A 16,087-nucleotide genomic window follows, 5' to 3' on the forward strand; every position below is an offset into this window, starting at 1 on the left:
CACAAAATATAAACATTTTGTGAACGAGATTTACATATTTATAAGAGGAAATATTGAAGGGCCTCATGATCTTTATGATATTGAAATCTCAGATAAAGATGGAAGTGAATACAATCTAAGCAATCCTGTAACAGTTTCTATACTTGCTGACAGCAGTGTTGGGAATGTATATTATCTTGGTGAAAATGGAGAAACAGTTGAAAGCGTTCCTTACTCCATAGAGGATGGTTATGTCGTATTTGAAGTATCTTGACTTCAGTCAGTATGCGGTAGCTTATAATGAAGGTGCTGCAGCAGGAAGTGAAGATGATGGTACTTCGGCAGAGAGTGGAGGTACAGACGATGGTACTACAGAAGATCATGCTGAGTCTCACGACAAAAAAGAAACAGTGACAGCGGTCGATCAGGATACTGGGGCACTGACGAAACTCCACGAGACGAAGCCGAAGTGTTACCGGATACGGGTGTAGCTGAAAACGGTCTGTTATACAGCATTGCGACTTTACTCGGAGCATTGGGTCTGGGGCCACTTGTATTCTCAAAAAGACTTAAAAATTAAGAAGGCATTTATATAGATGAGATGATTTTATACAGAGGGAATGCCTTTATTTCCAAAAGGCACTTCTCCAGTATATTTTATGCTTAAACCCTTGTACCATACGGTTAATCTTGTTATCATTATTACTTGAGGCAATTAAGAGATTAATGCTCAAAAATACTTGACAACAGCATTTTTAAAGTGCTATTATTGTTAAGGTTACTCTATAATGGGTAATTTACCTCTTAGAGAGCAATTTAGATGCGAAATTGTAAGAATTTATTCTTACAGATTTTTTATAATCTAAAAATGAACCACCTGGATGTGTGGTATTACAAAAATCTTGATAAAGGGAGGAGGACTATTTAAAATGCCAACTATTAATCAGTTAATCAGAAAGCCGCGTAAGTCTAAAAGCCAAAGCACAGACTCACCAGCACTGAACAGAGGTTTCAACAGTCTTAAAAAGCGCGTGACAAAAGAATCTGCGCCTCATAAACGTGGTGTTTGTACTCGTGTAGGTACAATGACTCCAAAGAAACCAAACTCAGCGCTGCGTAAATATGCTCGTGTGAGACTTTCAAACAACATCGAAGTTAACGCTTATATCCCTGGTATCGGCCATAACCTTCAAGAACACAGTGTTGTTCTTATCCGTGGCGGACGTGTTAAAGACTTACCGGGTGTACGTTACCATGTTGTACGTGGTGCACTTGATACATCAGGTGTTGACGGACGTATGCAGGGCCGTTCACTATATGGTGCTAAGAAACCTAAAGCTAAAAAATAATTAAAGTCACTGGTTCTATATAAAAGAATTAAACTTTTGACGAATAAATGATAATATTTGAAGGGAGGATTACAATATGCCTCGTAAAGGTCCAGTTGCAAAAAGAGATGTGTTACCAGATCCGATTCACAACTCAAAACTAATTACTAAATTAATCAACAAAATGATGGTTGACGGTAAGCGTGGTACTTCACAAAGTATCTTATACAGTGCATTCGATTTAGTGCAGGAACGTTCAGGTAGAGATGCTATGGAGGTTTTCGATGAAGCAATCGAGAACATCATGCCTGTACTTGAAGTTAAAGCACGTCGTGTTGGTGGTTCAAACTACCAGGTGCCTGTGGAAGTACGCCCGGAACGCCGTACGACTCTAAGTCTCCGTTGGCTTGTGAACTACGCTCGTCTGCGTGGGGAAAAAACAATGGTAGAGAGATTAGCGAACGAAATTCTTGACGCTGCAAACAACACCGGTGGTGCTGTTAAGAGACGTGAAGAAGTACACAAAATGGCAGAAGCTAACAGAGCATTCGCACACTACCGCTGGTAGTGTCAGTGCCTGATAGTAATAAATTTCAATCCGTTTTTGGAAGGAGAAAAGAATACTCATGGCAAGACCATTCTCGTTAGATAACACGCGTAACATCGGTATCATGGCTCACATCGATGCTGGTAAGACTACGACGACTGAACGTATTCTTTATTACACAGGACGTATCCACAAACTTGGTGAAACACACGAAGGTGCTTCACAGATGGACTGGATGGCGCAGGAACAGGAACGTGGTATTACAATCACTTCCGCTGCGACAACAGCTGAGTGGGACGGACATCGTGTAAATATCATCGATACACCTGGACACGTAGACTTCACTGTTGAAGTTGAACGTTCACTGCGTGTACTTGATAGTGCGGTTACAGTACTTGACGCACAGTCAGGTGTTGAACCACAAACAGAAACAGTATGGCGTCAAGCGACGACATACGGCGTTCCAAGACTCGTATTCGTAAACAAAATGGACAAAGTCGGTGCTGACTTCAAGTATTCAGTAGGCACTGTAGAAGACCGTTTGCAAGCGAATATTCACCCGATCCAACTTCCGATTGGTGCTGAAGACAATTTCTCAGGTATCATTGATCTTGTAGAAATGAAAGCATACAACTATGGTAATGATATAGGGACGGAAATTAATGAAATAGAAATCCCTGCAGAATACCAGGCTGAAGCAGAAGAAGCAAGAGAATCTCTCATCGAAGGTTTGGCCGACGTCAACGAAGACGTTATGGAAAAATACCTTGGTGGAGAAGAATTCACAGTAGAAGAACTCAAAGCAGCAATTCGCCAGGCGACTTGTGATGTTGAATTCTACCCTGCACTTTGCGGAACTGCATTCAAAAACAAAGGTGTTCAATTATTGCTTAACGCAGTAGTGGACTACCTGCCATCTCCATTAGACGTTAAACCGATTGTCGGTCATAAAACGGATGATGAAGAAGAAGAGTATATTGCAAAACCAGATGATTCTGAGCCGTTTGCAGCACTTGCGTTTAAAGTAATGGCTGACCCTTACGTCGGTAAGCTTACTTTCTTCCGCGTGTACTCAGGTACACTTGATGCTGGATCCTACATTCAGAACACTACTAAAGGCAAGCGTGAACGTGTTGGCCGTATCTTACAGATGCACGCTAACTCACGTGAAGAGATTTCTACTGTTTACTCCGGTGATATCGCAGCTGCAGTAGGTCTGAAAGATACTGGTACAGGTGATACTCTTACACAGGAAAAACTTGAAGTTATTCTTGAATCCATGGACTTCCCGGAGCCGGTTATCCACTTATCAGTTGAGCCTAAATCCAAGGCTGATCAGGATAAGATGACTACAGCTCTTGTGAAACTCCAGGAAGAAGACCCGACGTTCACTGCACGTACTGACAATGAAACCGGCCAGGTTATCATCGGCGGTATGGGTGAGCTTCACCTTGACGTACTTGTTGACCGCATGAAACGTGAATTCAAAGTTGAATGTAACGTTGGTGCGCCAATGGTATCTTACCGTGAAACATTTAAAACGGGAGCTAAAGTTCAAGGTAAATTCGCACGTCAATCTGGTGGTCGCGGACAGTTCGGTGATGTTCATGTTGAATTTACACCTAACGAAACAGGCGCAGGCTTTGAATTCGAAGACAATATCGTCGGCGGTGCAGTACCACGTGAATTCATTCCTTCTGTTGAAGCGGGAATCAGAGATTCATTAGAAAATGGTGTACTTGCGGGCTACCCGATGGTAGACGTTAAAGCAAGACTATTTGATGGTTCATACCACGATGTCGACTCATCTGAGATGGCCTTCAAAATTGCTGCATCACTTGCACTGAAAGAAGCTGCCAAAGTTTGTGACCCGGTCATTTTAGAACCTATGATGAAGGTGGAAATCGTTATGCCTGAAGAATACATGGGTGATATCATGGGTGACGTAACAAGCCGTCGTGGACGTGTGGAAGGTATGGACGCTCGCGGTAACGCACAGGTCGTTAATGCATTCGTTCCACTTTCAGAAATGTTCGGTTATGCGACAGCATTACGTTCAAACACGCAGGGTCGCGGAACTTACTCTATGGTTTTCGATCATTACGAAGAAGTACCGAAATCAGTTGCTGAAGAAATCATCAAGAAAAACACTGGTGAATAATTTATAAACTTGATTTTTGTATACAAATCGTTTATAAGTGATTTAGAAACAACTTGGGAAAAGGTCATTCTTTTCTCAGGAAACTATAAAAATAAACTAATTTCTATAAATAAGGAGATGTATTTTAAAATGGCAAAAGAAAAATTCGACCGTTCGAAAACACATGCTAACATTGGTACAATTGGTCACGTCGACCACGGTAAAACTACTTTAACAGCTGCAATCGCAACTGTACTTGCTAAACATGGTGACACTACAGCTCAGAGCTATGCTCAAATTGATAACGCACCAGAAGAACAAGAGCGTGGTATTACAATCAACACGTCTCACATCGAGTACGAAACTGATACTCGTCACTATGCACACGTTGACTGCCCAGGTCACGCTGACTACGTTAAGAACATGATCACTGGTGCAGCACAAATGGACGGCGCTATCCTTGTTGTATCTGCAGCAGACGGCCCAATGCCACAAACTCGTGAGCACATCCTGCTTTCACGTAACGTTGGTGTTCCAGCACTAGTAGTATTCTTAAACAAAGTTGACCAGGTTGACGATGAAGAACTACTTGAATTAGTAGAAATGGAAGTTCGTGAACTTCTTTCTGAATATGACTTCCCTGGCGATGACATCCCAGTTATTGCTGGTTCTGCACTTAAAGCTCTTGAAGGCGATGCAGACATGGAACAAAGAATTCTTGATCTTATGCAAGCAGTAGATGACTTTATCCCTACTCCAGAGCGTGACTCTGACAAGCCATTCATGATGCCGGTTGAGGACGTATTCACAATCACTGGCCGTGGTACTGTAGCAACAGGCCGTGTTGACCGTGGTCAAATCAAAGTCGGTGACGAAGTTGAAATCATCGGACTTGCTGAAGAATCAAGCAAAACAACAATTACTGGTGTAGAAATGTTCCGTAAGCTTCTTGACTATGCTGAAGCTGGTGACAACATTGGTGCTTTACTACGTGGTGTATCCCGTGACGATATCCAGCGTGGACAAGTGCTTGCAGCACCTGGTTCAATTACACCACACACAAACTTCAAAGCAGAAGTTTATGTTCTTTCAAAAGAAGAAGGTGGACGTCATACTCCATTCTTCACTAACTACCGCCCACAGTTCTACTTCCGTACTACGGACGTAACTGGTGTAGTTAACCTTCCAGAAGGAACTGAAATGGTTATGCCTGGAGACAACGTTGAAATTGATGTTGAACTTATTTCTCCAATCGCGATTGAAGACGGTACTCGTTTCTCAATCCGTGAAGGTGGACGTACTGTAGGTTCAGGCGTTGTTACTTCAATCACAAAATAATCTTTGATTATAAATTTGAAGCGTAAAATCCCATTGGGGTTTTACGCTTTTTTTATTTTTATATGCGCTTTATATAACGTATACTGTTTATAAATGAAATACCTTTAATACAAAGGGAGGTATAACGAAGTGGAATTACTTATTATCGAAGATGATGAAGTGCTGCTCGATGAACTGATTACCCGCTTTAAGGAGTGGGAGGTGAATGCCCATGGAATAAAGGACTTTTCAGATGTCATGAATGTCTTCATAAAGATAGAACCGTCGCTTGTCATCATAGATATCACACTGCCCAAGTATGATGGCTTTCACTGGTGCCGCATGATCAGGAATATATCCCGTGTGCCAATCATATTTCTGTCTTCGAGGGATCATCCGACTGATATGGTCATGAGCATGCAGATGGGGGCGGATGATTATGTGCAGAAGCCGTTTAATTTTGAAGTTTTGAATGCGAAGGTTCAGGCGCTGTTAAGACGTACATACGAGTATCAGAATAAAGCACTCGACGTATTTAAATTCAGAAATGCGGTGTTTGATTTTAAGAAATTAATTATTACAGTGGGTGAAAACAGTGTTGAACTGACAAAAAATGAGTCATATATTCTGTCCATTTTGTCACAGAGTATCGGAGACACTGTATCAAGGACGGAAATTATAGAAGCGCTGTGGGATGACTCAAAGTTCATCAGTGATAATACATTAACGGTCAATGTTAACCGATTGAGAAAGAAGCTTGAGAATATTGGTCTGAAAGAAGCGATCCATACCAAAACAGGAATCGGCTATATTTTAAAGGAGTAGTGGGAGATGTACTGGAAAGAGAACATACCGGTCTTTATATTATTTTTCCTCTTCAATATTTCCATATTATTAATTGGATTGCTGGATAATGGCATACCTGATGTATCTGTCATCTATATATTTTTCTTCAATTTTATAATTTTCATAATATACCTTATGTGGGATTATATGCGTAAGAGAAAGTTTTACAGTGAATTTAAAAACCTTGGAACGCTGAATGATATGGTTGGTATGAGTAGAGGGAATACACCCGTTCAGAGTGAGATTTATGAAAAACTGGATGAACTTCGGGTAACACATCAGATGCAGCTGGACGAAGAATCATCCAAAACTAAAGAAAACCTGGATGAGCTTACACGTTTCATTCATGATATGAAAATGCCGATGACGACGATGAAACTGATGCTTGATGATTTACCGGATACAGAAGGTGATAAACTGCTGGGGGAATGGACGCGGCTGAACGGCATGCTGAACGAAGTGCTGTATTTAAAACGGCTGCCGAATATTAAAAATGATCTATACATAGAGTCGCTCGATTTAAACGTTGTATTGAACAGCTCAATCAGGAAATTAAAAGAGGTGTGTATCAGAAAGCGCATAGGTTTCGATATCAACCTGCAGGAAAGCGCCGTCTATACGGATATGAAATGGTGCCAGTTCATCATTGATCAGCTGATAACAAACAGTGTGAAATATTCCGAGGACAATGACATCGTCATCCGCAGCAGTATGGAAAATGGATTTATGCATCTCACAATTACAGACTATGGCAGAGGTATAGAGCAGCGTGATCTGGACAGGATTTTTGAAGCCGGATTTACATCGACGGGGGACCATCAGGACGAACAATCGACCGGCATGGGCCTGTACATAGCAAAGAATGTTGCAGAGACGCTGAATATTAAACTCACTGCCGACTCTGTATATAAAGAATATACAACGATGACACTTGAGTTCAATAAAGAAAACCGATTCACGAATATAACTGCAAGGTGACAAAAATGTCACTTTGCAGTGTTTTTTGTTCGTCAAATCAAACGATGTCATTATATTTTCAAGCTACAATATATTTAAGAGAAATACAGGAGGGTCAATAATGACATTATTGGAAGCACGAAATATAAAGAAAAGTTTTGGCAATAAATTCAACCGTACAGATGTACTGAAAGGTATAGACATCCACTTGAACAGAGGTGAATTCGTTTCTATCATGGGGGCCTCCGGTTCCGGTAAAACGACATTGCTCAATGTTTTAAGTTCTATCGACCGTGTCACGAGCGGACAAATTTATATCGATGGTACGGATTTCACGTCATTGAAGGATAAAAAACTTGCCGATTTCAGAAAAAATGACCTCGGTTTTATTTTTCAGGATTATAATCTGCTGGATACTTTAACCGTTAAAGAGAATATTATGCTGCCGCTTGCAATCAGGGATATGACAAAGAAGGAAGCTTCTGACCATTTTGATAAAGTGGCAGCGGAACTGGGCATTACAGATTTGGCGAATAAATACCCGAGTCAGGTTTCAGGGGGACAGGCGCAGCGTACGAGTGCAGCTCGTGCGTTCATCCATCAGCCGAAGATCATATTTGCCGATGAGCCGACAGGGGCGCTTGATTCCAAATCGGCGAGTGACCTTCTGAAGAAGCTTCAGCAGTTGAACAGTACGCTTGAGACGAGTATTTTGATGGTGACCCATGATGCCGCGGCATCCAGTTTCTCACACCGTGTCGTCTTCTTAAAGGACGGCCAGGTCTACACTTCATTGACACGTGGTGATATGTCACAGGAAAGTTACTATCAGGAAATTCTGGATACGCAGCGTGTACTGGGTGGTGTGATCGAAGATGCTGAATAGTTTAATCTTAAAAAACTTTATAAGAAATATAAAGAACTACGCGCTTTATATTTTCGCGCTCATTTTCAGTGTATCTTTATTCTTTTCACTTGTACTGCTGTCGCTGGATGATGCTGCATCTGCTGAGATTTCAGGCAATACGGGCTTATCGTCTCTGTTTATGGTCGGTTCTGTAGTGATCGTTATCATTATTTCGCTGTTTGTCATGTTTGCCAATATGATATTCATAAAGAGGCGTCATAAGGAACTGGCGCTGTATCAGTTGATAGGGATGGACAGGTTCAGGGTTTTCAGGATTTTAGCGCTGGAAAATTTCTTCATTTATTTTGGGAGCCTGATAGGGGGTATACTGCTTGGGTTTTTCATTTCCAGGCTGCTGCTTATGCTGCTTCTTAGAATAATGAAAGTCGACATGCTGGTGAATATGAGCTTTTCATTTACGGCAGTTTGGGTTACGGCTGCGGTATTTGTAGTTATATTTATCATTTTGATGATTCAAAATTATATCTTTTTAAAAGGTTCATCGCTGATCAAACTGCTGAAGCTCAATAAAACATCTGAAACAGCCGGTAAACCGGTCGGCTTCGGTACGGTGATCATGGGGATCATCGGGTTTGGAATGGTCGGGTGCGGCTACTACATTTCCAGTATTTTATTTGAAAGTGCCATGGAAAATCCTTTCATGCTGCCGATCAATATGATAATCATCTTATTTTTAACGATTGTCGGGACGTATATCACCTTTAAATATTCGATTACATTTTTATTAAATTTAATTCGCCGGTTCAAAGGCGGCCATCTGAATGTGAATGATGTTCTGTCCATTACGAGTGTGATGTTCAAAATGCGTTCCAATGCATTTTTACTGACAGTGATTACGGTTATCACTGCAATCAGCATCACCGCAATGTCTCTCAGCTATATCAGTTATTATTCGACGGATAAAATGCTGAACAGCAGCGATCCTTACGATTATACTTTTTATTCAGAAGAGGGCATGGAGTTTTACGTAGAAATGTTGAATGATGAAGGCGTAGAAATCGAACGCATCGAAAAATCATTTATCCACTTTGATCTGGAATCCAAAAATGAAGACGATGAAATGAACATGTCCGTAAACAGTGTTGTTGTTGCGAGTGAGAACGAGTTCGAAGGTTTTGATGTGGGAAAAAATGAATCATATGTTACCGGCCAGTTGACCATTCAGGATATGTTCAGTGAATTTGAAGTTGGTGAACAGATGACATTCACTGATGGAAAAGACTTCAGACGGACGGTGGAAGTGGCGGAAGTGGATGATCAGGCAGTCATCCCTTCCTACGTATCCTACGGTCTGCCGGTAGTGATTCTTGACGATGGTGTTTATCAGCAGCTTAATGATAATCAGCCGGAAGCGAACGAAGAAGATAATATGCCGACTGATATGTACGCATTTAATATTGCAGGAGAAGATTCGAGTGAAATTTATGAACTGATGGATGATGAAGATAACCCGCCGTTCAGTTCTAAACTTCAGTCATACGAAGAGATGGTAAAAGTGACAGGGATGTTGACATTCATCATTGGATTTCTGGGCTTCGCATTTCTTCTGACTTCAGGCTGTATTTTGTACTTCAAACAGATTGATGAATGTGAAAATGAAAAGGGCAGCTACAAAGTGCTCCGTAAACTTGGTTTCCGTGAAGGCGAAATATTACGCGGGCTTGCGTTTAAAATGGGAATCACGTTCGGTATACCACTCATTATCGGTCTGCTGCATACGTACTTTGCAGTCAAGTCCGGATGGTTCATATTCGGTATTGAAATGTGGACGCCGATGTTGATCGTGATGGGTGCATATACCCTGCTGTATTCAATCTTTGCTGTAATATCACTCGGTTATTATAAAAAAGTTGTACAGGCAAGTATATAGAAGAAATTTATTTAAACCATCCTGGAGCCGTAACGCTTCCAGGATGGTTTGTTGTAATATTGCACAAATGTTTTTTGATGGTATGCTCAAAATGATAAAAGGGGGAGAATGAGATGATGTATTTTCAAATGTGAAAAGGCTGACTGAGTGTGTTTTAAGTAACAATAAAATACACACAGGAGGAATTGATCATGAATCATAAAATGGATTGGAACCGTTTGAAAGACAGACAACAGGCACTGGGCTTTTCAGGCAGTATATACGTCAGGTGTGAAGCGGAAATATTATTTTCTGAGGCATTTGGCTGGGCGGACATTTCAGAAAAAATATTAAATCATCCAAAGACCCGGTTTTCCATTGCTTCCGGCAGCAAGATTTTCACAGCAGCCGCAATATGTATGCTGGCAGAAGAGGGCAGACTCAATTTTGACGCCAGGCTGGTCGACTGTCTGGATGTTGAATTTCCATACTTCGATGAAGGGGTCACCATACATCAGTTATTGACGCATACATCCGGTGTGCCGGATTATTTTGACGAGAATGAAATGGATGATTATGAAATGCTTTGGGCAGAGCGCCCGGCGTACAAAATGCGCTCACCGGAAGATTTTCTGCCGATGTTCCAATATGAAGAGATGGATGGCGCACCCGGCAGTCCGTTCAAATATAATAACGCAGGTTATATCATTTTGGGCCTGGTCATCGAGCAGCAGAGCGGCATGGCGTTTTCAAAGTATATAGAGGAGAATATATTTCAAAGGGCGGGTATGCTTGCTTCGGGGTATTTTCAATCGGACGAGCGGCCTTTTGATACAGCGACGGGTCATATAGAAAAAGAAGACGGCGGCTGGAGGGCGAATATCTTTTCAATACCGGCCAAAGGCGGTCCCGACGGCGGGTCATATGTAACTGCGGAAGACTTCACTTTATTCTGGAAAGCAGTGCGGGATGGAAAGCTTTTGTCAGATGAACTGAAGCGGGAATTTTTAAAGTCGCAGGTGGATGTTGCAGAAGATATCCAGTACGGTTATGCCGGTTATATGGAAACTGCAGGCGCGTCCGTCATAAAATATATCCAGATGGGATATGATCCCGGGGTCAACTTCCGTGCGGTCCATTATCCGGAGCAGGATAATACTATTGTAGTGTGCTCCAATAAAGCAGATGATGCTTATGAAATGTTGAAAGAAGCAGAGGATATAATATTGGATGAATAAATGAAAAGGTCAAAATCCGCGCTGGATTTTGACCTTTTTGAATTGGCTGCGATTTAAGGGCGGAACTTAAGCCTCTTTGAATCCTGCGATGAGTCTCAAGTAAGACTCGACGCCCGCTTTCAATCCTTCTTCATCGATATTGAATTTAGGATGGTGATGGGGGTAGTCTGTCCCGAGGGCTTTATTTTTTGTGCCGATATTGAAAAATACACCTGGCTTTTCCTCCAGGTAGTACGCAAAATCTTCGCCGCCCATCGATGGCTCGACTTCTTCAAAGTCTGTAATAAAGTCCGTGTTGCCGCTGCTCGTTTCAAGTAACAGGTCAACCTGTTCATCAGTGTTCAACACTGCAGGATATCCTTTGACGTAGTCGAGTTCACATTTTAAATTGAAGCTGTCCCCGATGCCTTTTCGAATGCCTTCCATACGTGTGATGACTTGTTCCTGGACACTTTTTTCGAATGTACGGACGGTTCCGGTCACTTCAGATTTGGTCGGTATGACGTTGAACGCGCTGCCGGCATTGAAGATGGATGATGTGACGACTGCGGATTTCAGCGGGTCGACAGTTCTTGAAACAATTGTCTGCAGCTGCTGAATGAGTGAGGCGGATGCAACGACCGGGTCGATCGCTTCATGCGGTTCTGCACCATGTCCGCCCCGGCCGATTACATTGAATGTAAATGCATCGGCACTCGCATGCTTATAGCCGTATGAATAGCCGAGAGTCCCTACTGGCAGGCAGCTTGAGACGTGAATGCCGTAAATGTAATCCACATCTTCAAGGGCCCCGGCTTCGACCATGCTTTTGGCGCCGCCGGGTAGCTGTTCTTCAGCATGCTGGAAGATGAACACGACATTGACAGGCAAGGTCTCTTTATTATCACACAATATTTTAGCAGTTGTTATGAGCATTGCCGTATGTGCATCATGGCCGCATGCATGCATGATGCCGTCAAATTCGGATTTATATTCGACATCGTTTTCCTCCTGTATCGGCAGTGCGTCGAAATCCGCTCTGAGTGCGACGGTTTTATAGTCATTGTTGACTTGTAATCTTGCGGTAATGCCGTTTCCGCCGACATCCCTTTTTATTTTAAGAGGGAGGTCTTTGATTTGCTCGTATATATAAGCTTTGGTTTTCTCTTCCTGAAATGACAGTTCCGGGTATCTATGGATGTGGCGGCGGACGGCTGTCATGTCTTCAAATCTGGATTCAATCTCATTTTTAATATCCATCATTTTGACGCCTCCTCTTCAAAATATATGAACACTGAACGCAGCATTACCGACAATGCGTTGATCAGTCCTTTTTCGTCAATATCAAACAGGCCGTGATGATGCGGGTAATCCGCTCTGAAGCTGGCATTTCTGACACCTGTGTAATAAAACGTCCCCGGTACTCTTTGAAGATAGTATGAGAAGTCCTCTCCTCCAAGATCCGGCTCGAGTGACTGGATGGCATTTACTGTCGAGATTTCATCTGAAGCCTGAATGATGATGTCCGTTTTCTTATCATCGTTCACTACAGGCGGGTAACCCTTCATGTAATCGAGGTCATATGAGATGCCGGTGATCGTAACCAGGCCTTCAAGGCATTTTTTCAGCTCCTTGATCATGACATCCTGCGTTTCCTTGTTGAATGTACGGATGGTGCCGCCGACTTCAACTTCGTCGGGAATGACGTTATGCTGGTGTCCGCCGTTGAACATCGTGATGGACAGAACGACAGGCTCCATCGGAGAGGCTCTGCGTGTGACGGCGTACTGCATCTGGTTGCAGAAAGAAATCGCTGCAGCCAGAGGATCGATTGCACCGTCCGGCTTTGAGGCATGTCCGCCGCGGCCTTTTATCTTCACCGTGAAATCATCAGGCATGCCGGTTGCCGTCCCTTTTTTATAGCCGATTGTACCGATATCAAGACTCGTGGAAACGTGCTGGCCGAATATCGTATCGACGCCGTCCAGGCATCCATCGGCGATCATCTGGATCGCACCACCTGGATCGACTTCCTCAGCATGCTGGAATATGAATACGACGTTCCCGTTAAGGGCGTTTTTATTTTCACTTAAAATACGTGCTGCCGTCATGATGACCGAAGTATGGGCATCATGGCCGCACGCATGCATCACTCCAGGGACTAAAGAGCGGTATGGCACGTCTTTCTGGTCGTGGATGGGCAGAGCGTCAAAGTCGGCACGGAGAGCGGCTGTGGGCAGCGTTTCGTCGATTATAAGCTTACCGACAACACCGCGGCCGCCGACGCCTTCCTGCACATCGAGCCCGAGGTCACGCAGGTAGTCTGCGATATACGCCGGTGTGTGCACTTCTTTAAAGGACAGTTCCGGATTCATGTGGAAATGACGGCGCAGTTTGACGAGTTCGTTGAAATTATCACTTGCAAATTTTTCTATATCTTTTAATTCCATTTAATCACCTGCTCAAGCTCAAGTATTTTCATGAACATGGATAAGCCGCTCACCATCGCGTCCTCATCGAGATCAAACATTGAATGATGATGGACATAGTTTGACTGCTTATCGTTGTTGCCGGAGCCTGTAAAGAAGAATGCACCCGGCTTCTCTAAAATATAGTAGCTGAAATCTTCACCGATCATCAGCGGTTTTGCGGTTTCAAACGGCAGCCCCAGACTTTCGGCTGCCTGTTCGATGACATCCGCCTCAGCGTCATGATTGACGACTGCAGGATAGCCGTAATTGTAAAAAAGATCGCCGGTGGCCCCGCGTTTTTTAGTTGTATATTCCACTTCATTCTGGAAAATTTCATAAATCTTATCTTTGATTTCAGGTTTGAAAGTACGGACCGTACCTACAATTTCAGCAGTTTCAGGTATGATGTTGAACGCTGTACCCGCACTGACTTTACCAAATGTCACAACGGCATTGTCCATAGGGGACACCTGTCTTGAAACGACGCTCTGCAGGTTTGTAATGACTTCTGCTGCAATCAGCACAGGGTCGACTGCATCGTGAGGGTGGGCCGCATGTCCGCCTTTACCGTTAATTGTAATGACAAAATAATCCGGGCTCGAAATGATCGGACCGGGTTTTGCCTTGACGGTGTGCGTCGGATACTGGCTCCAGTAGTGCTGGCCGTATACTTTATCAACGCCGTCCAGTACGTTATCTTCAACCATCGATACAGCGCCGCCGGGCTGGACTTCTTCTGCGAACTGGAAGATGAACGACACGGAGCCGTTCAATTTGCCGGCTGCCTGCTGTTCGTTCAAAATATCCACCAGGGCGAATAAAGTACTCGTATGACCGTCATGGCCGCAGGCATGCATGACACCGTCGACCGTGGATTTATACGGCACATCTTTGTCATCATGAATCGGCAGTGCATCAAAATCCGCACGGATCGCTATATGGGGATGCCCTTCGCCGAACGTTGCCAGCAGACCTTTGCCACCGACATTTTCACGGATTTTCAAATCTTCATACTGCTGTAAATATTTTAATATATATTTATAAGTTTCCACTTCATGGAATGATACTTCCGGATGCATATGCAGATATCTTCTATGCTCGATCATTTTAGGAAGGAAGGACTCAGCCATTTCATTTATAGTCATATACTAACCTCCATTTTAGATAGTATTTTATTTTATCAAATATTTTTAATTTTATAAACTATTTGATATAGAAAGAATACTTCGATTACTAGGATTATACCAGTTTTCATTCAAAGAAAGCGCTTAATTATGATAGAATTAATATGAGAGGAGAGAGGTAAATGTCTAAAATATTAAACGATTACTTATCAGCTAACCTTAAGGAGTTAAAGGATAATGGATTATATAATGAAATCAATGTGGTGAAGGGCGCTAACGGTCCGAAAATCAATATTGACGATAAAAAATTAATCAATTTATCTTCCAATAACTATCTGGGGCTGGCAACGAACGAAACATTGAAAAAAGCAGCCAAAGAAACGATCGATTCACATGGTGTCGGAGCGGGCGCGGTCAGAACTATCAATGGTACGCTCGATGTCCATGTTGAGCTCGAGGAAACGCTGGCAAAATTCAAAGGGACTGAAGCGGCGGTCGCATTCCAGTCCGGCTTTAACTGTAATATGGCAGCAATCCAAGGTGTGATGAACAAGGAAGATGCGATTCTTTCAGATGAACTGAACCATGCTTCAATCATTGACGGCTGCCGTCTGTCACGTGCAAAAATCATCCGTGTCAACCATTCGGATATGGTGGACTTGAGACAAAAGGCAAAAGAGGCGGTAGAGTCCGGTAAATATAGAAAAGTGATGTATATCACCGACGGTGTGTTTTCAATGGATGGCGACGTTGCGAAACTGCCTGAAATCGTTGAAATCGCAAAAGAATTCGACTTGATCACTTATGTGGATGATGCGCACGGTTCAGGCGTAATGGGTAAAGGCGCAGGTACTGTGAAACACTTCGGACTTGAAAAAGAGGTGGATATTCAGATGGGTACACTGTCCAAAGCGATTGGCGTTGTCGGGGGTTATGTGGCAGGTACACAGGCACTCATTGATTACTTAAAAGTGGCGGCACGTCCATTCCTGTTCTCGACTTCATTGACACCGGGGGATACGAAAGCGATTAATGAAGCGGTCAAGATGCTAATGGATTCCACTGAACTGCATGACCAGCTTTGGGAAAACGGAGATTATTTGAAGAACGGTTTAAAAGAACTGGGCTTTGATATCGGCAATTCAGAAACACCGATTACACCTTGTATCATCGGGGATGAGAAGACAACTCAGGAATTCTCTAAGCGTCTGATGGAAGAGGGCGTCTATGCAAAATCCATCGTTTTCCCGACAGTGCCGAGAGGTACGGGACGCGTACGCAATATGCCGATGGCATCACATACGAAAGACATGCTGGATGATGCACTCAAAATCTATGAGAAAGTCGGAAAAGAACTAAAAGTTATTTCCTGAAGGGGTTTATT

The 16,087-nt window shown here is 43.0% G+C and carries 15 protein-coding genes; 12 read left to right on the forward strand and 3 right to left on the reverse strand.

What is annotated here, in order from left to right:
• The first annotated feature begins 19 nt into the window (after window positions 1-19).
• The 11 genes from BO48_RS04615 to BO48_RS04665 all read left to right on the forward strand — a co-directional run bounded on the left by BO48_RS04615 (window position 20) and on the right by BO48_RS04665 (window position 11,129).
• Window positions 20-253 (forward strand): hypothetical protein, encoded by a 234-nt coding sequence (locus tag BO48_RS04615; protein ID WP_496366242.1) that lies wholly within the window; start codon window positions 20-22, stop codon window positions 251-253.
• Window positions 231-470, forward strand: a complete 240-nt coding sequence (locus BO48_RS04620) for a hypothetical protein (protein WP_496366243.1) — start codon at window positions 231-233, stop codon at window positions 468-470. The genes BO48_RS04615 and BO48_RS04620 overlap by 23 nt, the downstream gene beginning before the upstream one ends.
• 438 nt (window positions 471-908) lie before the next feature.
• Window positions 909-1,328, forward strand: a complete 420-nt coding sequence (rpsL, locus tag BO48_RS04625) for a 30S ribosomal protein S12 (protein WP_052254912.1) — start codon at window positions 909-911, stop codon at window positions 1,326-1,328.
• Window positions 1,329-1,404: 76 nt separating this feature from the next.
• Complete coding sequence (gene rpsG, locus BO48_RS04630; RefSeq protein ID WP_052254911.1) at window positions 1,405-1,875, forward strand: 30S ribosomal protein S7; 471 nt, start codon at window positions 1,405-1,407, stop codon at window positions 1,873-1,875.
• A gap of 58 nt (window positions 1,876-1,933) precedes the next feature.
• Entirely contained in the window at window positions 1,934-4,015 is a 2,082-nt protein-coding gene (gene fusA, locus BO48_RS04635) for an elongation factor G (protein WP_496366244.1), read from the forward strand.
• 129 nt (window positions 4,016-4,144) lie between these two features.
• Entirely contained in the window at window positions 4,145-5,332 is a 1,188-nt protein-coding gene (gene tuf, locus BO48_RS04640; protein WP_496366425.1) for an elongation factor Tu, read from the forward strand.
• Between the two features lie 129 nt (window positions 5,333-5,461).
• Window positions 5,462-6,136, forward strand: coding sequence for a winged helix-turn-helix domain-containing protein (locus tag BO48_RS04645; protein ID WP_496366245.1), 675 nt, complete (start codon window positions 5,462-5,464; stop codon window positions 6,134-6,136).
• Window positions 6,137-6,142: 6 nt separating this feature from the next.
• Complete coding sequence (locus tag BO48_RS04650; protein WP_496366246.1) at window positions 6,143-7,135, forward strand: sensor histidine kinase; 993 nt, start codon at window positions 6,143-6,145, stop codon at window positions 7,133-7,135.
• Window positions 7,136-7,235: 100 nt separating this feature from the next.
• Entirely contained in the window at window positions 7,236-8,000 is a 765-nt protein-coding gene (locus BO48_RS04655; protein WP_496366247.1) for an ABC transporter ATP-binding protein, read from the forward strand.
• Window positions 7,990-9,912 (forward strand): ABC transporter permease, encoded by a 1,923-nt coding sequence (locus BO48_RS04660; protein WP_496366248.1) that lies wholly within the window; start codon window positions 7,990-7,992, stop codon window positions 9,910-9,912. Before BO48_RS04655 ends, BO48_RS04660 begins: the two co-directional genes overlap by 11 nt.
• A gap of 191 nt (window positions 9,913-10,103) precedes the next feature.
• On the forward strand, window positions 10,104-11,129 hold the full coding sequence (locus BO48_RS04665; protein WP_496366249.1) for a serine hydrolase domain-containing protein: 1,026 nt from the start codon (window positions 10,104-10,106) through the stop codon (window positions 11,127-11,129).
• A gap of 66 nt (window positions 11,130-11,195) precedes the next feature.
• On the opposite strand, the gene BO48_RS04670 is transcribed toward BO48_RS04665, so the two are convergent.
• The 3 genes from BO48_RS04670 to BO48_RS04680 are packed head-to-tail and all read right to left on the reverse strand — an operon-like array spanning window position 11,196 to window position 14,724.
• Window positions 11,196-12,371 carry a M20 metallopeptidase family protein gene (locus BO48_RS04670; RefSeq protein WP_496366250.1) on the reverse strand — a complete coding sequence of 392 codons (1,176 nt, stop codon included), beginning with the start codon at window positions 12,369-12,371 and terminating at the stop codon, window positions 11,196-11,198.
• Complete coding sequence (locus BO48_RS04675) at window positions 12,368-13,558, reverse strand: amidohydrolase (RefSeq protein ID WP_496366251.1); 1,191 nt, start codon at window positions 13,556-13,558, stop codon at window positions 12,368-12,370. Before BO48_RS04675 ends, BO48_RS04670 begins: the two co-directional genes overlap by 4 nt.
• Window positions 13,549-14,724, reverse strand: a complete 1,176-nt coding sequence (locus tag BO48_RS04680; RefSeq protein WP_496366252.1) for a M20 metallopeptidase family protein — start codon at window positions 14,722-14,724, stop codon at window positions 13,549-13,551. The genes BO48_RS04675 and BO48_RS04680 overlap by 10 nt, the downstream gene beginning before the upstream one ends.
• A 161-nt stretch (window positions 14,725-14,885) precedes the next feature.
• Between BO48_RS04680 and BO48_RS04685 the strand changes: the two genes are divergently transcribed.
• Complete coding sequence (locus BO48_RS04685) at window positions 14,886-16,076, forward strand: glycine C-acetyltransferase (protein WP_496366253.1); 1,191 nt, start codon at window positions 14,886-14,888, stop codon at window positions 16,074-16,076.
• The last annotated feature ends 11 nt before the right edge of the window (window positions 16,077-16,087 follow it).

This window comes from Lacicoccus kunmingensis DSM 17847 (assembly GCF_059568765.1).